Origin of the sequence: Streptomyces colwelliae (assembly GCF_048158785.1) — a bacterium.
In the GTDB taxonomy this organism is placed as follows: Bacteria; Actinomycetota; Actinomycetes; order Streptomycetales; family Streptomycetaceae; genus Streptomyces.
Window position 1 is genome coordinate 20,640 of record NZ_JBLTJC010000062.1, and the last position, 18,490, is coordinate 39,129.

The 18,490-nt window shown below is 71.1% G+C and carries 17 protein-coding genes; 10 read left to right on the forward strand and 7 right to left on the reverse strand.

Translation table 11 applies throughout. The annotated features are described in order from the left end of the window. Window positions 1–831 (forward strand): SDR family oxidoreductase, encoded by an 831-nt coding sequence (locus ACNFOC_RS15630; protein WP_416959714.1) that lies wholly within the window; start codon window positions 1–3, stop codon window positions 829–831. A 13-nt stretch (window positions 832–844) separates the two neighbouring features. Here ACNFOC_RS15630 and ACNFOC_RS15635 read toward each other — a convergent pair whose 3' ends face one another. Both ACNFOC_RS15635 and ACNFOC_RS15640 read right to left on the reverse strand, forming a co-directional pair. Further along, window positions 845–1,387, reverse strand: coding sequence for a SixA phosphatase family protein (locus tag ACNFOC_RS15635; protein ID WP_416959715.1), 543 nt, complete (start codon window positions 1,385–1,387; stop codon window positions 845–847). Next, complete coding sequence (locus ACNFOC_RS15640; RefSeq protein WP_416959716.1) at window positions 1,384–2,148, reverse strand: cysteine--tRNA ligase; 765 nt, start codon at window positions 2,146–2,148, stop codon at window positions 1,384–1,386. Before ACNFOC_RS15640 ends, ACNFOC_RS15635 begins: the two co-directional genes overlap by 4 nt. A gap of 182 nt (window positions 2,149–2,330) precedes the next feature. Here ACNFOC_RS15640 and ACNFOC_RS15645 point away from each other — a divergent pair, with 182 nt between their 5' ends. Further along, window positions 2,331–3,164 (forward strand): carboxypeptidase regulatory-like domain-containing protein, encoded by an 834-nt coding sequence (locus tag ACNFOC_RS15645; RefSeq protein ID WP_416959717.1) that lies wholly within the window; start codon window positions 2,331–2,333, stop codon window positions 3,162–3,164. Window positions 3,165–3,175: 11 nt separating this feature from the next. On the opposite strand, the gene ACNFOC_RS15650 is transcribed toward ACNFOC_RS15645, so the two are convergent. Continuing rightward, a complete protein-coding gene (locus tag ACNFOC_RS15650; RefSeq protein ID WP_416959718.1) occupies window positions 3,176–4,057 on the reverse strand; it encodes an alpha/beta fold hydrolase in 882 nt (293 codons plus the stop codon). Window positions 4,058–4,218: 161 nt separating this feature from the next. Between ACNFOC_RS15650 and ACNFOC_RS15655 the strand changes: the two genes are divergently transcribed. Next, window positions 4,219–6,198 (forward strand): AfsR/SARP family transcriptional regulator, encoded by a 1,980-nt coding sequence (locus ACNFOC_RS15655; RefSeq protein WP_416959719.1) that lies wholly within the window; start codon window positions 4,219–4,221, stop codon window positions 6,196–6,198. A 9-nt stretch (window positions 6,199–6,207) separates the two neighbouring features. On the opposite strand, the gene ACNFOC_RS15660 is transcribed toward ACNFOC_RS15655, so the two are convergent. Beyond that, entirely contained in the window at window positions 6,208–8,166 is a 1,959-nt protein-coding gene (locus ACNFOC_RS15660; protein WP_416959720.1) for a carbohydrate-binding protein, read from the reverse strand. Window positions 8,167–8,359: 193 nt separating this feature from the next. Here ACNFOC_RS15660 and ACNFOC_RS15665 point away from each other — a divergent pair, with 193 nt between their 5' ends. The 5 genes from ACNFOC_RS15665 to ACNFOC_RS15685 all read left to right on the forward strand — a co-directional run bounded on the left by ACNFOC_RS15665 (window position 8,360) and on the right by ACNFOC_RS15685 (window position 14,973). After that, entirely contained in the window at window positions 8,360–9,355 is a 996-nt protein-coding gene (locus ACNFOC_RS15665; RefSeq protein ID WP_416959721.1) for a LacI family DNA-binding transcriptional regulator, read from the forward strand. 150 nt (window positions 9,356–9,505) lie between these two features. Further along, window positions 9,506–11,374 carry an alpha-1,3-galactosidase-related protein gene (locus ACNFOC_RS15670; protein ID WP_416959722.1) on the forward strand — a complete coding sequence of 623 codons (1,869 nt, stop codon included), beginning with the start codon at window positions 9,506–9,508 and terminating at the stop codon, window positions 11,372–11,374. Between the two features lie 93 nt (window positions 11,375–11,467). Next, entirely contained in the window at window positions 11,468–11,875 is a 408-nt protein-coding gene (locus ACNFOC_RS15675) for a CoA-binding protein (RefSeq protein WP_416959723.1), read from the forward strand. A 150-nt stretch (window positions 11,876–12,025) separates the two neighbouring features. Continuing rightward, entirely contained in the window at window positions 12,026–13,666 is a 1,641-nt protein-coding gene (locus tag ACNFOC_RS15680; RefSeq protein ID WP_416959724.1) for an APC family permease, read from the forward strand. 83 nt (window positions 13,667–13,749) lie between these two features. Then, window positions 13,750–14,973, forward strand: a complete 1,224-nt coding sequence (locus tag ACNFOC_RS15685) for a 4-hydroxybenzoate 3-monooxygenase (protein ID WP_416959725.1) — start codon at window positions 13,750–13,752, stop codon at window positions 14,971–14,973. Window positions 14,974–14,983: 10 nt separating this feature from the next. Here the strand turns inward: ACNFOC_RS15685 and ACNFOC_RS15690 are convergent, their stop codons facing one another. Continuing rightward, complete coding sequence (locus tag ACNFOC_RS15690) at window positions 14,984–15,343, reverse strand: ArsR/SmtB family transcription factor (RefSeq protein ID WP_416959726.1); 360 nt, start codon at window positions 15,341–15,343, stop codon at window positions 14,984–14,986. A 59-nt stretch (window positions 15,344–15,402) separates the two neighbouring features. Between ACNFOC_RS15690 and ACNFOC_RS15695 the strand changes: the two genes are divergently transcribed. Continuing rightward, entirely contained in the window at window positions 15,403–16,461 is a 1,059-nt protein-coding gene (locus ACNFOC_RS15695) for a cation diffusion facilitator family transporter (protein ID WP_416959727.1), read from the forward strand. A gap of 24 nt (window positions 16,462–16,485) precedes the next feature. On the opposite strand, the gene ACNFOC_RS15700 is transcribed toward ACNFOC_RS15695, so the two are convergent. Next, window positions 16,486–17,043, reverse strand: coding sequence for a YbaK/EbsC family protein (locus ACNFOC_RS15700; protein WP_416959728.1), 558 nt, complete (start codon window positions 17,041–17,043; stop codon window positions 16,486–16,488). Window positions 17,044–17,074: 31 nt separating this feature from the next. Beyond that, a complete protein-coding gene (locus ACNFOC_RS15705) occupies window positions 17,075–17,659 on the reverse strand; it encodes a helix-turn-helix domain-containing protein (protein ID WP_416959729.1) in 585 nt (194 codons plus the stop codon). A 116-nt stretch (window positions 17,660–17,775) separates the two neighbouring features. Here ACNFOC_RS15705 and ACNFOC_RS15710 point away from each other — a divergent pair. Then, the coding region (locus tag ACNFOC_RS15710; protein ID WP_416959730.1) for an EamA family transporter at window positions 17,776–18,490 on the forward strand (715 nt) is incomplete at its 3' end.

Genomic DNA, 18,490 nt, shown 5'->3' on the forward strand with positions numbered 1-18,490 from the left:
GTGGCAAGGGTTTTGATCGTCGGCGGCAGCGGCTTCCTGGGCACGGAACTCGTACGCCGGGCGACGGCGGCGGGTTGGGAGACGGCGGCGACGTACTGTTCCTCCCGCCCCGGCGCCGCGCCCGGAGTCACATGGCACCGGCTCGACCTCCGCGACCCCGCCCGCGTCGACGGCATCATGACCGAGGTCGCCCCCGACGCGGTCGTCAACACGACCAGCGGACTGGCCGACTGGGCCGTCACCGCCGACGGTTCGGTCCGCGTGGCGATGGCGGCGGCGCGCTACGGCTGCCGCCTGGTCCACGTCTCCAGCGACGCCGTGTTCTCCGGTTCCCGGATCTCCTACGACGAGTCGTGCCTGCCCGACCCCGTCACCCCGTACGGCGCGGCGAAGGCCGCCGCCGAGACCGCCGTACGCCTCCTGGTACCGGCGGCGGCGGTCGCGCGCACGTCACTGATCATCGGCCACGGCGGCTCCGCGCACGAGCGGATGGTCCACGACCTGGTCGCCGGTGCCCGCGACGGCGTCCTGTTCACCGATGTCGTCCGCTGCCCGGTCCAGGTCGGTGATCTGGCCGCCGGCCTGCTCGAACTCGCCGGGTCCGACCGGTCCGGGATGTTCCACCTCGCCGGCCCGGACGCCCTCAGCCGCCATGAACTCGGTGTGCTCATCGCCCGGCGCGACGGACTCGACGCGACCCGGCTGCCCACCGGACGCCGAGCGGGCACCGCCGAACCCGGCGCCCTGGACGTCCGCTTGACCGGCACCGCCACACAGGGCCGGCTCGGAACCCGGCTGCGCGGAGCCCTGGAATTCCTCCAAGTCCCTTAGCCGCAGCCCCACTTCACGTCTTCTTGCCCCTCGGTACGGTCAGGCCCGTCAGCAGGGCCGTGCCCGGGGCGAGGTCCTGCCAGGTGGCGCCGTGCCAGGCCAGGACCGCGATCGCCGAGGTCGGGAACTTCACGCGGACCTCGTCGAGCGCGCCGTCGAGACCGTCGCCGGCGAGTCCGAGGACCAGTTCCTCCAGGCCGGGGTTGTGCCCGATCAGGAGCAACGTCTCGACCTCGGGCGGCACTTGACGGACGGCGTCGATGAGCTCCGGCACGTCGGCAGCGTAGAGCCCCGGCTCGTACCGTACCGGCGGTGGGGTGCCCCACTCGGCGGAGGCCAACTCCCAGGTCTGGCGCGCCCGTACGGCAGTGGAGCACAGCGCGAGGTCCGGCAGACAGTCGGCCTCGGCGAGGGCGATACCGGCGGCCGGGGCGTCACGGCGGCCGCGCAGGGCGAGGGGGCGCCGGTGGTCGGGAACACCCTCGGGCCAGGCGGACTTGGCGTGCCGCAGCACGACCAGCCGGCGCAACGGACGGCTTCCGGCGCGGGCGCTCACGCCAACGACCCGATGTCACGGGTGAGTTCGAGCCCGAGGAGCCGGTCGGCGTAGGCGTACGTCTCGAAGCGCGCGCCGTCGGGCAGGTCGGGCCAGGTCTCCACCCGGCGCAGCACCCGCAGCACCTCGGGCACGTTCAGATCGTCCTCCCAGGCGGCCCGCAGTTCCGCCCGCACCTCGTCGGGCACCGGCCGCGAGGGCAGCCGCGCCCAGCCGGCGACCGACCCGCGCCAGTGCGCCAGGGTCCGCCGCGCCTCCTCCAGCCCCTCCGCGTCGAGCCGTACCGGCAGGTCCCGGGCGTGCGAGAGCAGAGCGAGACGGAGCGCGCCCGGGTCGGAGAGGTCCGGCACGGAGGCCGTGGGCGCGTCGACGGGCGCTACGGCCACCAGGACTCCCCCGGGTTCCGCCACGCCCTCCGTCGCCACGTGGAGGACCTGCGCCTCACCGAGTCCGGAGCCGAGGTCTCCGCCGTCCTCGAAGGGCCGTATGCCCAATGCCCTTGCGGCGGACCGGAGTTCGGGCTGCTCGTGCTCGCCGGTGAGCAGCGACCAGACGGGGGTGCCGCCGAGTTCGAGGGCGCGTACGAGGAGATCGGAGAAGAGGAGGACTCGTAGTGTCGTGGGAGTCAGGCCCGACGCGTGTGCCTCGACCCTGGTCAGGCCACGGCGGGCGGGGGCGGCTTCGACGGGCTCGCCGGTTCGGGCGTCGATGATGCGCAGCACGGCCTGAGCGTAGGCGGGCGGACGGCCGTACGCATGCATGTTCGCTCCGCTCCGGCCGAGGTGGCGGGATTCACCCCGGTCTGTCCGGCGCGCCGGGGGTGTGCGAGCCCGCGTGCGTTCACCCGTTCGCCCATCCCGCCTTTCGCCGAGGCCGGTGGGGCGTGTGGGGTGGGAGCAGCCCCGACCAGCACCCCGGACGAGACGACCCCCGGAGACTCCCGATGACCGACCGCATGTTCCCCCGCACACCGTCGCCGGCGCCCCTTCGACGACGACTGCTCGTCCTGACCGCCGCGCTCGTCGCCGGTACGGCGCTCCTCCCGCCCGGCATCGCGGCCGCCGCGCCGCTCCGCTCCGACGCCTGGGAGGTCTCCGCACGGGTTCTGGGCGGCGGGGTGACCATCGTGCCGGGGCGGTCCGGGCTGATGGAGATCGGCGGGTACGGCGGCGCCGCGCTGCCGGCCGGGTCCTCGCTGCGGCTGACCGCGCCCGCCGGGGCCCGGGTCACGGGTACGCCCCTCGCCGACACGGCGCGGTTCCAGGGCTCGGTGACTGCCGACGGGGCGAGCGGCACGTACACATACGTCCGTGACTCGGGGCCCGGTTCGTGGAAGGACGGCGGCTATCCGTTCGCGCTCGCCGTGGACGCGCGGGCGGTGCCGGGGACGCGGCTGCCCGGGTGCGCCGTCGTGCTGACCGACGCGGGTGGAGCCCGGCGCGCGTCCGGCCGCTGCACCGTGACCGTCGGCATGCCCGTGCCGACGCTGAGCGAGCCGGCGGGCGGCACCTTCGTGTCCGGCGGGGCGCGGATCGCGGGGACCTCCTATCCGGGGGCGCGGGTCAGTGTCCTGGACGCCGCCGAGCACAAGGTCTGCGCGGGTGTCGCGCGCGTCGACGGCACTTGGTCGTGCACGCCGGACGTTCCCCTGCCCGCGGGCGCCAACCGCCTGCACGCGAGCGCCGCGTTCAACGGGGTGTCGGCGGTCGGCGAGGACGTCGACTTCACGGTGACCGCGAGGACCGAGAAGACCGCGCCCGCCGCGCAGACCCCCTGAGTCGCGCCGGTTCAGCGGGCGGCGACGAGCTCCCGCAGTGTTTTCGCCACGACGGCCGGGTCCTCCTCCGCCATGAAGTGGCCGCAGGTCACGGTCTCGTGCCGCAGGTCCGGTGCCCAGGCGTTCCACAGGGCCGCCGCGTCGAAGCCGAGCGCGGCGCCCCAGTCCTGCTGGAGGACGGCGACCGGCATCCGCAGCCGGTTGCCGGCGTCGCGGTCGGCCCGGTCGTGAGCGACGTCGACACCTGCGGAGGCGCGGTAGTCGGCCACGATCGAGGGGACCGCCGCGCGGCACGCGTCCAGGTAGGCGGCGCGGAGGTCGGCGGGGATCGCGGACGGGTCCTCGGTCCAGAGGTCGAGGAAGTGGCCGAAGAACGCGTCGGGTGCGGCGGCGATCAACTGCTCGGGCAGGCCCGGGGGTTGGGCCATCAGGTAGAGGTGGAAGCCGACGGCGGCGGTGACGCCGTGCAGCACGTCCCACATGTCCAGGGTGGGGAGTACGTCGAGGCAGGCGAGGTGGGTGATCGTGCCGGGGTGGTCGAGTCCGGCGCGGAAGGCGACCAGGGCGCCGCGGTCGTGCCCGGCGAGTGCGAAACGGTCGTGGCCGAGCGCGCGGGCGAGGGCGACGACGTCGGCGGCCATGGTGCGCTTGGCGTAGCCGGAGCCGTCGGTCTCGGCGGGCTTGTCGCTCGCGCCGTAGCCGCGCAGGTCGGGGCAGATCACCGTGTGGTCGGCCGCGAGGTCGGCGGCGACATGGCGCCACATGAGGTGGGTCTGCGGAAAGCCGTGCAGCAGCACGATCGGGCTGCCGGAGCCGGACACGGCCGCGTTCAGGGAGACGCCGTCCGCGACGGGGACGCGGTGGTAGGTGAAGCCGGGGATGGTCGGTGGCATGGAGCGCTCTTCCTTCGTGCGGTCGTGACGGATGCTCGTGGAGTCGTGACGGATGTTCGTGGAGTCCTGGCGGATGCCTCCGAGCCTGCCTCGCCCCGATGAGCATCGAGTGAGCGCGCTACCGTGACCTGGGGCGATGCCCCGGAAAGGGAGGGGCGGCGATGGAGATCGCGTTCGGGGTGCTGGGGCCGGTCGCGGCCTGGGACGGTGCCGGGGACGTGATTGCCCTGAAGGGGCCGCGGCACCGGGCGGTGCTGGCCCGGCTGCTCGTCGCCCGGCGTCGGGTCGTACCGGTCGCGCGTCTGGTCGAGGATCTGTGGGCGGACCATACGGAGCCACCCGCCGACGCGGTGGGCGCGGTGCGCACCTTCGTGGCCGCGCTGCGCCGAGCCCTGGAACCCGAGCGCCCGCCGCGCACTCCGGCCCGGCTGCTGGTCACCGAGGGCCCGGGGTACGCGCTGCGCGCCGAGGCCGAGGCCGTGGACGCCTGGCGGTTCGAGCGGGCGGTGACCGCCGCCGCGACCCTGCCGGACCCGCACGCGCTCAACCGGCTGGAGGAGGCGTTGAGTTGGTGGCGGGGCCCGGCCTACGCCGATTTCGGCGACGAGGCCTGGGCCCGCGCGGAACGCTCCCGTCTCACCGAACTCCGCCTGCACGCCGTCGAACGCCGGGCCGAGACCCAACTCGCCCTGGGCCGGGCCGCCGTGGCGATCCCCGACCTTGACGCGCACGTGGCCGAGCATCCCTGGCGCGAGGACGCCTGGCGCCTGCTGGCCCTGGCCCTCTACCGCACCGGCCGCCAGGGCGACGCGCTCGCGGTACTGCGCCGGGCGCGCACCCTCCTCGGAGAGCAGCTCGGCGCGGACCCGGGCCCGGCCCTGCGCCGCCTGGAGGCGGACATCCTGGATCATGCCCCGCGTCTGGACCCCGGTCCCGGTGATCCGGCGGAACAGGTGTGGGCGCGGGCGACCGCCGCCTACGACCGGACGGTGGCGCCCGGCGCCCGCGCCCGCCTGGAGTCGACGGTGGGCCTGCTCCGCGATCTCGCGGTGACCGGAGGCGGCGGCCTGGAGGCGGCCCGCGGACACCGCCTCGCGGCGATCACGGCGGCGCGGGAACTGGGCGACCCGGAACTCACCGCCCGCGTGATCGGCGCCTACGACGTCCCGGCGATCTGGACCCGCGCCGACGACCCACGGCAGGCGGCGGACACGGTGGCCGCGGCCGAACACACCCTGGCCGCACTCCCGCCAGACGCCCAACTCACCTCACGGGCCCGCCTGTTGGCCACGATCGCCCTGGAGTCACGGGGCACCCGCTCCGCACGCGGACCCCAGGCCGCCCGCCAGGCGGAGGACCTCGCTCGCCAGTTGGAGGACCCCGCACTCCTGGCCTTCGCTCTCAACGGCACGTTCATGCAGACCTTCCACCGCGCCGGCCTGGCCCCCCAACGGGACGAGATCGGCGCCGAGTTGATCGCCCTGTCGACCCGGCACGGCCTGGTCACCTACGAGGTGCTCGGGCGTCTGATACGACTCCAGTCCCGCAGCGCCCTCGCGGACTTCACCGGAGCCGACGCCCACGCGACGGCGGCGGACCGCCTGGCGGACCGTCATGAACTGCCGCTGGTGAGCGTGTTCACGACCTGGTACCGGGTCCTACGGCTCACCGCGACCGGCAGCCCCCGGTCGGCCGAGGTGGCAACGGCCTACCGGCACGCGGCACTTCGGCTGGACGGAGCCGGGATGCCCGGGCTGGAACGCGGGCTGCTGCCGCTGGCCCTGTTGTGCCTGCGCCTGCGGAGCGGACAGCCCGCCCAGACCGACGAGCACATCGACTGGGGACCGTACGAACCATGGGCCCGCCCGCTGGTGCTCCTGGCCCAGGACCGTCCCACCGAGGCCCGAGCGGCGCTGAGTTCGCTCCCGGACCCGCCCCGCGACCTCCTTTTCGAGGCCCTGTGGTGCCTGGCCGCCCGCGCGGCTCTCGCCGTGGGCGACCGGGGCACGATGGAGCGCGCTTTCGCCGAACTGACGCCAGCCGCAGCCGAGTTGGCCGGGGCGGGCAGCGGCCTGCTCACCCTGGGCCCGGTCGCGCACCACCTCGACGACCTCGCCGCGGCGCTACGACGCCCTCGGTGAGCCCGCGCGTCAGTCGCTCACCTGCACCACCGCGGTCGCCCCGGCCCGCACCGTCGGCGTCGCGTACGTGTAGGTCACGCCGTTGACCGTCTTGGTGCGCACGTGCTGCGGGACGCCGTTCACCTTGATCTTCTTGTGGACGCCGGGGAAGCGGGCCTCCCAACTGTAGGAGCCCTTGCGCGAGTTGTTCGTCAGCGTGGTCCTGGTCGCGCCGTCGTGGCGGACGGTGACCGTACCCGTGCCGATGGGGACGTCCGCCGCCTGGAGCCACTTCATGCCAGACGGCAGCTGCGACTGGGTGGTCACCTTGTGGTCGGGCGCGTCCGGGGTGATGCCCATCAGCCCCTGGACGGTCTGGCTGACCAGGGTGAACGACACCTCGGGGTAGTCGCCGTTGGGGCCCTGGCTGGAGTTGATGTGCTGGGTCTCCCGCTCGCCGTAGATCTTCTTCATCCACTGCCAGGCGGTGTCGGGGCGGTTGTTCTTGAAGAACATGTCGGGGAGGTAGGTCGTCGACTCGATGTTGGGCGAGCCGTCCGGGCCCAGTTCCTGCGCCTGGATGTAGTCGAGGTAGGCGTCGTTGCGCGCGCCGGGGTCGATGATCTGCTTCATCGGCATGAAGACGCTGTTCTCCTTGCCCCAGCCGGTGACCGGGGTGCCGGAGGTGGTGTACGCGCGGACCATGTCGGCCCCGCTGCCGGTGCCGCTCCAGTCGTCGTTGAAGTACGTCTTCAGGTCGGCGGCGCGCTTGTCGTACGTCCTGGCCAGCGCGGTGTCCCCCTTGCCGCGCGCGAGCACGGCCATCGCCAGGTACGCCTGGTACTCGGACGCGATGCCGTCCCCGGCCTCGGCGAGACCGTCGCCGTCCTGTTCGTTGTAGCTGGCGGCGCCCTGGAAGATGCCCTGGCCCGTGCCCTCGGCGACCTTGACCTTGCCGTTGTCCTTGGCCGAGTTGTGCAGGTCGATGAACTGCTCGGTGGCGTGCCGGTAGAAGTCCCACAGCACCGGGTCGTCGACGTATCTGCGGTCGCCGGTCCACAGGTACGCCTGGGCCGCCTTCTCGACGAGTTCGAACGTGGCGGGCACCTCGCGGACGAAATTGTCCGGGCTCTTGTAGTCGATGCTCAGGTAGGTCCTGGCGTCGAAGTTGAGGGACCACACCGGGAAGTACTTGTGCTCGGCGGTGGCCGACTGGGCGTACGAGCGGAGCATCGTCTCGTTCTCGGCGTCGAGGCCGATGAGGTGGGCGCCGGCGAGCTGGTGGGTCATGTCGCGGGAGTAGTAGGCGCTGCGGTTGGCGTAACCGGCCCAGTAGGTGGGCTCGTACGACGCGCTGCCGGTGCCGCCGGTCTGGTACTCGTCCACGTTGATCGGGCCTACGGTGCCCGGGAGTTGGACCCAGCTGTTGGCCTTCTTCTGGGCCCAGTCGAACATCGCGACGACCTCGGGGTCGGACGAGGTCACCTTCGGGTCGGCGGACGCGGCGGGCGAGATCATCAGGTCGTCGGCGTTGACCCAGGCGCTGCCGGAGCCGAATTCGATCTGGAGCCGGTCGCCGGTCTTCAGCGCGACGTCGCTGATGGTGTACCGGGCGTAGCCGGGGTGCTGCGGCAGGGTGATCGTCTCGACGGTCTCGCCGTTGCGCCGGATCGTGTATGTGCCGCCGGTGCCGGCGCTCCCGATCCACGCGGAGAAGTCGTAACTCCCGTTCCTGGGCGCGACGATGGTCAGCTCGGCACTCTTGCCGGCTCCGGCGTCGAGGTAGAGGAAGCGCTCGCCGCCGTGCCTGTTGCCGGTGCCGACGCCGGCGCCCGAGGTGAACGTCCAGCCCGTGCCGCCGTTCTCGAACCCCGGGTCCGGGATGGCGAGTTGGGGGCGGGGCGCGGCGGACGCGGTGGCCGACAGAGCGGGAGCCATCGGGGCGAGCAGAGCAACAGCGGTGAGCAGCATGAGCCTTGAGGGCTTCATCGGGTCTCCCGGTCTTCGGTCACTGCGGGGTGGGGGCCGCGTGGTGGCCGGAAAGCTAGCAGGGGCGGAAGTGGCGATTCAATGGTCATGCGTGAGAAACATGGAAGACACGCAGTTCTGCTGCTACTTTGCACGGCAGGATGAATTGAAAGTTTTCATCTGCTTCTTGCAAGTCGGGCTCGAAAGGAACCGCATGAAGGTCGGGATCACCGAGGTCGCGGAGCGCGCGCGGGTGAGCGAGGCCACGGTCAGCCGGGTCATCAACCGGCGTCAGGGCGTGTCCCGCAAGACCCGCGAGGCGGTCGAGCAGGCGATGGCCGACCTGGGGTACGAGCGGCAGACCCGGGGTCAACTCGTCGCGGTCGTCACCGAGTTGGTCTCCAACCCGTTCTTCGCCGATGTCGCCGAGCGCATCGAGTCCGTCCTCGCCCCGCACGGCCTGAAGACGGTCCTGTGCCCGTGCTTCCCGGGCGGGGTGCAGGAGTTGGACTTCGTGACCTCGCTCGCCGACCGGGGCGTGGCGGCCGTCGTGTTCCTCTCGGCCAGCAACACCCTTGAGGGCGCGGACCCTTCGGCGTACGAACTCCTGCGGTCCCGCAGGATCCCGTTCGTCGGGATCAACGGCCGGTTCGAGGGGGTGAGCGAGGCCCCGGTCTTCTCCACCGACGACCTGCTCGCCGCCGAACTCGCCGTCGACCATCTGCACCGGCTCGGTCACCGCCGTATCGGCATGGCGTCCGGCCCGGTCGGCAACCGCCCCGCCGACCGCCGTGTCAGCGGTTTCATCGCCTCGCTGGCCAAGCGCGGTGTCGAGGACCCGGAGCAGTGGGTGGTCCGGCAGTCGTACACCGTCGAGGGCGGCCAGTCCGCCGCGATCTCGCTCCTCGGCCGGGGTGCCACGGCGATCGTCGCGGCCAGCGACTACATGGCGTTGGGCGCGATCCGCGGGGCGCGCCGGCAGGGGTACGACGTCCCGGGCGATGTGTCGGTCGTCGGCTACGACGGCTCCATGATCATGGACTTCGTCGACCCGCCGCTCACCACGGTCCGCCAGCCTGCCGACCGGCTGGCCTCGGAGGCGGGGCGCGGCGTCCTCGCCCTGGTCGGCAACCGTGACGTCCCTGTCGGCGAGCTTCTCTTCGACCCCGAGTTGGTGATCCGCGCGAGCACGGGGGCGCCGAAGGCGTGAACTCCCTTTGCTCGTCCAGACCATTGACCTAGAGGTCGGATCTAAGGACACTCCAGTCGGAGATCCGACCAGGGAATCGGCGGCAACTCCACCTATTCATCGGGTGTTTCGCGGCTCATGGCCGTGCATCATGAATGCTCCGGAGGGGCTATGTCTCGGTTCGTGTTCGTCGGGGTGGCGCTCGCGCTGCTCGTCGGCGGCGGCAGTCCTGTGGCTGCGGCGCAGAGAACGACGCCGGTGGCGGTGGTCGACGTGGACGCGTTCGGAGCCGACCCCACCGGCCGGACGGACTCGACGCCCGCCGTCGTCGCGGCGCTCCGGCACGCCAAGAAGGTCGATCACGGCCGGCCGGTCCGGATCGTCTTCTCGAAGGGCACCTACCAGCTCTACCCCGAACGGGCCGAGACACGTGAGCTGTATGTCTCCAACACCGTTGGCGCGGACCAGCGTTACCGGGACAAGAAGATCGGGCTGCTCGTCGAGGACATGCACGACGTGACCGTCGACGGCGGCGGGGCGAAGCTCGTCTACCACGGGCTCCAGACGGCGTTCGCGTCGATCCGCTCGACGAACGTGACGTTCCAGAACTTCTCGTTCGACTACGCGGCCCCCGAGGTCATCGACGCGACCGTCGCCACCGCCGGTGTCACCGCCGGCACCGACGCCCACGCCTACCGCGTCCTGAAGATCCCGGCCGGCAGCCCGTACGAGGTGAACGGCACGCACATCACCTGGCTCGGCGAGAAGAGCCCGGCCACCGGACAGCCGTACTGGCAAGGTGTCGACGGACTTCAGTACACCCAGATCCACGACCCCAAGGCGCAACGGACCTGGCGCGGCGACAACCCGCTGTTCAACGACGTGTCCTCGGTCACCGACCTTGGCGACCGCCGGATCCGCATCGACTACAGCACCGCGACGCAGCCGACGGACGCCGGGCTCGTCTACCAGATGCGCCTGATCGAGCGGACGGAACCGGGCGCCTTCATCTGGCAGTCCAAGAACGTCACGATGCGCTCGATGAACGCCTACTACCTCCAATCCTTCGGTGTGGTGGGCCAGTTCAGCGAGAACATCACGATCGACAAGGTGAACTTCGCGCCCGATCCGAAGTCCGGCCGGTCGACGGCGTCGTTCGCGGACTTCGTGCAGATGTCCGGCGTCAAAGGCAAGGTCTCCATCACCCGGAGCCTCTTCGACGGCCCGCACGACGACCCGATCAACATCCACGGCACGTACCTGGAGGTCGTCGGGCAACCGGGGCCGAACACGCTGACCCTCGCCTACGAACACCCGCAGACCGCCGGGTTCCCGCAGTTCGCACCCGGCGACGAGGTCGAGTTCACGACGAAGCGCACGATGACCCCGGTGGCGGACCCGCACGCGAAGGTCACGGCGGTCGACGGCCCCAGCGGCATGGACCACACCAAGTCCCTCACCACGATGAACATCACCTTCGACCGGCCGGTCCCCGCCGGGGTCGAGATCGGCGGCACGGTCGTCGAGAACATCACGGCCACCCCGTCGGTCGTCATCTCGGGCAACACGTTCCGCAACGTGCCGACGCGCGGCATCCTGGTCACCACCCGCAAGCCGGTCCTGATCGCCGGCAACCGCTTCGACGCGATGTCCATGGCCAGCATCTACGTCTCCGCCGACGCCTACCAGTGGTACGAGTCCGGCCCGGTCGCCGACCTCACGATCCGCGACAACTCCTTCACGCGCCCCACCGGCCCGGTCATCTTCGTCGAGCCGACCAACCAGGTGGTCGACCCGGCGCACCCGGTGCACCACGACATCAAGGTCGAGCACAACTCCTTCGACATCGGCGATGTGACGGTGGTCAACGCCAAGAGCGTCGGCGGCTTCACCTTCACCGGCAACACGGTCCGCCGACTGGCGACGGCGGACCAACCGCCGTACACCTCCCCGCTGTTCGTCTTCCACGGCAGCTCGGGCATCAAGATCGCCCACAACCGCTACGACAAGGGTCTCAACACGTCCGTGGTCGAGGACTGAGGAACCGGCTGAGGAATGGGCTGAGGAATCGTGACGCTCCGCCCGCTGTTGTCCCAGGCAGCAGCGGGCACACGATTCCCCAGGAGGCCGAGCATGTACGGCGACTCAGCAACGATCCGCAAGATCCTCACCGAGTCCGGCGACACCTGGGCCGTCGTGGGCCTGTCGTCGAACGAACGGCGTGCGGCACACGGCGTGGCCGACGTCCTCCAGCGCTACGGCAAGCGCATCGTGCCCGTCCACCCGAAGGCGGAGACGGTGCACGGCGAGCAGGGCTACGCCTCGCTGGCGGACATTCCCTTCGAGGTGGACGTCGTGGACGTCTTCGTCAACAGCGACCTCGCCGGCCCGGTCGCCGACGAGGCAGTCGCCATCGGCGCGAAGGCCGTCTGGTTCCAGCTCGGCGTGATCGACGAGGGCGCTTACGACCGTACTCGCGCCGCCGGTCTCGACATGGTCATGGACCGCTGCCCGGCGATCGAGATCCCACGGCACGGCTGACCTGCGCCGACCTGTGCGGACGCTGTGTAAAAGAAGCTCTCCAGCCCGAGTCAAAGTTCAGGCAACGCACTTCTGTAAATATTCATTCATTCCTAGCCTGAGGCCTCCCGACCGTTAAGCATGCGTGCTGACTTCGAGAGGCGCCTTGACATGGCGAGTGTTGACCAGTACATCCCGGAGGCCACGAGCAAACCGGGTGGACTGCGCCGGGACGTCGGACTGATAGGCCTGATGTGGGCCTCAGTCGGCTCCATCATCGGCTCCGGATGGCTGTACGGCGCCAAGAACGCCGTCATGGTGGCCGGCCCCGCGGCGATCATCTCGTGGGTGATCGGTGCGGTCGCGATCGTCCTGCTGGCACTGGTGCACGCCGAACTCGGCGGCATGTTCCCGGTGGCGGGCGGCACGACGCGTTATCCCCACTACGCCTTCGGCGGCCTGGCCGGTATGTCGTTCGGCTGGTTCGCCTGGCTTCAGGCGGCGACCGTAGCCCCGATCGAGGTCGAGGCCATGATCGGCTACGCCGGTCACTGGGACTTCGCGAAGGGCTATCTGCACGCGAAGGACAGCACCCTGACGACCAGCGGCCTCATCGTCGCCATCGTCCTGATGGCCGTGTTCGTCGCGGTCAACTTCCTCGGGGTGAAGGTCCTCGCGCACACCAACAGCGCGGCCACCTGGTGGAAGATCGCCGTCCCGCTGGCCACGATCTTCATCGTCGCGGCGGGCAACTTCCATCCGGGCAACTTCACTTCGGAGAGTTTCGCCCCCTTCGGTGCCAAGGGCGTGCTGAGCGCCATCAGCACCAGCGGCATCATCTTCGCCCTCCTCGGCTTCGAGCAGGCGATCCAGCTCGCGGGCGAGAGCCGTAACCCGAGGCGTGACCTGCCGCGCGCGACCCTCGGCTCGGTCGCGATCGGCGCGACGATCTACGTCCTGCTCCAGGTCGTGTTCATCGCCGCGCTGCCGCACAGCACGTTCTCGCACGGCTGGGCCAAGCTCAACTTCCCTGGTATCGACGGCCCTTGGGCAGGCCTGGCCACCCTGGTCGGCCTGGGCTGGCTGAGCGTCGTGCTCTACCTCGACGCCGTGGTCTCCCCCGCCGGCACCGGCCTGATCTACACCACCGCCACCTCCCGCGTCTCCTACGGCCTCTCCCGCAACGGCTACGCGCCGAAGGTGTTCGAGAAGACGGACGCGCGGGGCGTGCCGTGGTTCGGCCTGATCCTCTCCTTCGTGACCGGTGTCGTCTGCTTCCTGCCCTTCCCGAGCTGGCAGCAGCTGGTCGGCTTCATCACCTCGGCGAGCGTCCTGATGTACGCGGGCGCACCGCTGGCGTACGGCGTCTTCAGCGACAAACTGCCGGACCACGACCGCCCCTACCGTCTCCCCGGCGGCAAGGTGATCTCCCCGCTGTCCTTCGTGGTCGCCAACCTCATCATCTACTGGGCGACTTGGGGCATCCTCTGGCGGCTCGGTGTGGCGATCGTCCTCGGTTACGTCCTGCTCGGCGGCTACGCCCTCTACGCCAAGAGCAAGAACCTCCCCGACGCACCCCGGCTGGACTTCAGGGCCGCCCAGTGGCTTCCGGTCTACCTGATCGGCATGGGCGTCATCTCCTGGCAGGGCGGCTTCGGCGGCCAGGGCCACATCCCGCTGTGGTGGGACATCCTGATCATCGCCGCGTTCTCCCTGGCCATCTACTACTGGGCCCGCGCCGTCTCCTCGCACCCGGACGAGATCCACCGCAGCATCGACGAGGTCGTGGTGGTGGACGTGCCCACGCACTGATCCGGTCCCTTCCGCACAGAATCCGAACCGGCCGCCGTCCAGGTGGCCGGTTTCGGCTGTCTGGACACCGTCATAATGGTCCGGTGACCTTCACCTCCCCCCACCCCAACTCCGCGTCCGCACAACACTTTCCGGTCGTCGTCGTGGGCGCCGGACCCGCCGGGCTCACCATCGGGAACATCCTGCGCGCCGCCGGGATCGACTGTCTGGTGCTGGAGACGGAGAGCCGGGAGTTCATCGAGCAGCGGCCCCGGGCCGGAGTCATCGAGGAGTGGGCCGTTCGTGGGCTTCAGCAACGGGGGCTCGCCGAGCGGCTGTTGGAGCGGGCGCAACTGCACACCGAGTGCGAGTTCCGGTTCGGCGGGCAGCGGCACCGGTTCTCCTACACGGAGTTGACGGGGCATCACCACTTCGTCTATCCGCAGCCGTTGCTGGTGACGGACCTCGTGCGGGAGTACGCGGACGTGCGCGGCGGCGCGATCCGTTTCGGCGTCCAGGACGTCCAGCTGCACGATCTCGACTCCGATCGCCCAGCGGTGTCGTACACCGACCCGGAAACAGGTCAACGGCAGTTCGTGCACGGCGACTTCGTGGCCGGCTGCGACGGTGCGCGCGGGGTCACCCGGGCCGCGCTGCCGCCGGAGCGGGCCCGGATCGCGCGGCACGACTACGGCATCGGCTGGCTCGCCCTGCTCGCGGAGGCGCCGCCGTCCTCGGACTGTGTGCTGTTCGGCGTCCATCCGCGCGGGTTCGCCGGGCACATGGCGCGCAGTCCCGAAGTCACCCGCTACTACCTCGAATGCCCGCCCGGCGACGACCCCGACAACTGGCCGCACGACCGCGTCTGGGCCGAGCTCCAGCACCGCCTGGCCGCGACCGGCGCCCCGCCGCTGACCGAGGGCCGGCTGATCGAGAAGCGCGTGCTCGACATGCACAACTACGTTGTCGAACCGATGGTGTTCGGCCGTCTCTTCCTCGCCGGCGACGCGGCCCACCTCACCGCGCCCATCGCCGCGAAGGGCATGAACCTCGCCCTGCACGACGCGTTCCTGCTCGGCGACGCGCTCGTCGCCCACCTCACGAAGGGCGACTCCGCGGGCCTCAACACCTACTCGGAGGCCTGTCTGGGGCGCGTCTGGGAGTACCAGGAGTTCTCCCAGTGGCTCTCCGACGTCTACCACGGCGCCTCGTCCGGCGACCCGTACCGCGCGGGCACCACCCTCGCCCGCCTGCGCCGCGTCTTCGAATCCCCTTCCGCCGGGCTCGCGTTCGCGGAGAGCTACCTGGGCAAGGACCCCAACTCCTGAGGCAGGGCTGTCAGTCGTGCGGCGGGCGGTCGCTCAGCCGGTGGTCCGCCACGTTCAACGCCTCGTCGACCAGCCGCCGCAAATGACCGTCGCTCAACGCGTAGATCACCCGGCGGCCCTCCTTGCGCGTGGTCACCAGGCCCGCGAGACGCAGTCGTGCCAGGTGCTGGCTGACCGCCGGGCGGGCCGCGTCGCATGTCTCCGTGAGCGTGGTGACGTCGGACTCGCCCGCCGTCAGCGCGTGCAGGAGGGTCAGGCGGGTGCGGTCGCCGAGGAGGGCGAGAAGTTCGGCGGCCAGCGCGAACTGTTCCTCGCCCGGGGTGCGCGGATGCGCATCGTGCGCAGGTGATAGGTGCATGCGTGCGCTCATACGCACATAATGGCCCCGTGGACGTCGTACGTCCACCCGCGCACCGGAAGGGGACCCACGTGAGCGACCGACACCACCACGAGCACGGGCACGAGCACCCGGATCACGATCACCATCAGCACTCCCCCAGGGGAATCCGTCACCGCCTCGGGCACCTCCTCACCCCGCACTCCCACGAGACCGCCGACAAACTCGACTCCGCCCTGGAGTCCTCGGCCCGCGGTATGCGCGCGCTCTGGGTGTCGCTCGCGGTGCTCGGGGTGACGGCGCTGGTACAGGCGGTCGTGGTGGTCGTGTCCGGGTCGGTCGCGCTGCTCGGCGACACGGTGCACAACGCGGCGGACGCGCTGACCGCCGTACCGCTCGGCATCGCGTTCGTGCTCGGCCGCCGGGCCGCCACGCGGCGCTTCACGTACGGCTACGGGCGCGCCGAGGACCTGGCCGGTATCGCGATCGTGCTGACGATCGCCGCGTCCGCCGCCTTCGCGGCCTGGGCGGCGGTGGACCGGCTGTTCGCTCCGCGTCCCGTGACACACGTGTCCGTGGTCGCCGTCGCGGCGCTCGTCGGGTTCGTGGGCAACGAGTGGGTGGCCAGGTACCGCATCCGCGTCGGCCGGGAGATCGGGTCCGCCGCGCTGGTCGCCGACGGACTCCACGCCCGTACGGACGGGTTCACCTCGCTGGCCGTGCTGCTCGGGGCCGGCGGTTCGGCGCTGGGCTGGCAACTCGCCGACCCGATCGTGGGGTTGGCGATCACGGCCGCGATCGCGCTGGTCCTGCGGGACGCGGCGCGCGAGGTGTTCCGGCGCGTGATGGACGCCGTCGATCCCGACCTCGTGGACCGGGCCGAGCACGCCGTGCGAGAGGTCGAAGGGGTGCGCGGGGTGGGCGAGTTGAGGCTCCGCTGGATCGGGCACCGGCTGCGCGCCGAGGTGGCGGTGGTCGTGGACGGGGAGGCGACGGTACGGCAGGCCCACGCCGTGGCCGTGGCTGCGGAACACGCGCTGCTGCACGCGGTGCCGCGGCTCACCGCGGCCCTGGTGCACGCCGATCCGGCACCGGTGCCCGGCGAGGCAGACCCGCATGGGGAGTTGGCCCACCACCACGCCATGGCGTGAGGCCGGTTCTCTACGGCTCGGGGTTCAGGCGACGCCCAGCCCCTCCAGGACCACCGCGCCCGGAAGTTCCGCGAACGCCTTGCCCGGGACGAGGAGTTTGCCGCGGCGGCGTCCGCTGCCGACCAGGACGTACGGCAGGTCGACGACGGCCGAGTCCACCAACACCGGCCAGCCGGCGGGGAGTCCGACGGGGGTGATGCCGCCGTACTCCATGCCGCTCTCGCCGGTCGCGGTGTCCATCGACGCGAACGAGGCCTTGCGGGCGCCGAGTTGGCGGCGGACGACGCCGTTGACGTCGACGCGGGTGGTGGACAGGACCACGCACGCGGCCAGCGTGGTCCCGCCGCCGCGCTTTCCGGCCACGACCACACAGTTGGCGGACTGGTCCAGCAGCTCACGGCCGTAGTGCTCGACGAAGGTGGCGGTGTCGGCCCACTCGGGGTCGGTGTCGACGTAGACGAACTGGTCGGCGGGGACGCTGCCGTGCCAGGCGCGCACGGCGTCGGCGACCGGGCGGGTCAGTTCGCCGAGGCAGTCGGGGGCCGGGGTGGCGTGGTCGAAGTGTCCGATGGGTGCGCGCATGACGGCACGCTAACAGTCGCAGGACGGCTGCTCACGGGGTGTCCCGGTGCACCGGCGGGACGGACACCGCCATCACCATCTCCATCGGTTCGTCGCCCCGATTGCCGTACGTGTGCGGGGTGTTGGCCTCGAAGGTGGCGCTGGCGCCGGCCGGGACGACATGGTCCTCCCCGTCCACGGTGAGGGTCAGCTCGCCGGTGGTGACATGGACCAGTTCGACGGTGCCGGTGGGGTGGGGCTCGGAGGCGCTGGAATCCCCCGGCATCAGCCGCCAGTCCCACATCTCCAGCGGTCCGGGTGCCTCGGTGCCGGCGAGGAGGCGGTTGTAGCTGCCGGCATCGGTGTGCCAGAGCCGTACCGCGCGCTCGGCGGGGACAATGCGGACCTTCGGGCCCTGCTCGTAGTCGAGCAGGGTGGTGATGCTGACGCCGAGGGCGTCGCCGATCTTGACGACCGTGCCGATGCTGGGGTTGGTGCGGGCCTGCTCGATCTGGATGAGCATGCCCCGGCTGACGGCGGCCCGGGCGGCGAGCACGTCCAGGGTGAAGCCGCGCACCGAGCGCCAGTGCTTGACGTTGCGAGCCAGGGACTGGTTCAGCAGGTCGAGGTCCGACACGTTCCGCCCATACCTTCAGGTCAATATTGTGGATGACAGAGTTCAGTTCAGTGAACTACGGTGTGATGCACCCGATCGTTCAGCGAACTGCACCGAACTGTACTGCGAGGCTCCCCGTGACAGCATTCTTCGCCCTGGTCACCAGCCTCCTGTGGGGAGTGGCCGACTTCGGCGGCGGCCTGCTGACCAGGCGGACCCCGGCGCTGACGGTGGTCGTGGTCTCGCAGGGGATCGCGGCGGCCGTGCTCGGCGCGGTCGTGGTGGCCACCGGGGGCTGGAGCGAGGCCGGACCGCGGTTGTGGTTCGCGTTCGCGGCGGGGGTGGTGGGGCCGGTCGCGCTGTTCAGTTTCTACAAGGCGCTGGCGCTGGGTCCGATGGGCGTCGTCTCGCCGCTCGCGACGCTGAGCGTGGCCGTACCGGTCGGGGTCGGCCTGTTCCTCGGCGAACGGCCCGGCCTGATGCAGGTGGCCGGGATCGCGGTCGCCGTCACCGGGGTCGTCCTCGCGGGCGGCCCCCAGTTGCGGGGCGCGCCCGTCCAACGGCAGACGATCCTGCTGACTCTGATCGCCGCGCTCGGCTTCGGCACGGTGTTCGCGCTGATCGCGGAGGCGTCCAGCAGCGTGACCGGCCTCTTCCTCGCGCTGTTCGTGCAGCGCCTCACGAACGTGGCCACGGGTGGTGCCGCGCTGTACGCCTCCGTGCGGCGGGGCGGGGTCGCGCTGCCGGAGGGCGGGTTCCCCTGGGGTTCGCTGCCGGCGCTGGCCTTCGTGGGACTGGCCGACGTGGCGGCCAACGGGACGTATTCGATCGCCGCGCAGCATGGGCCGGTGA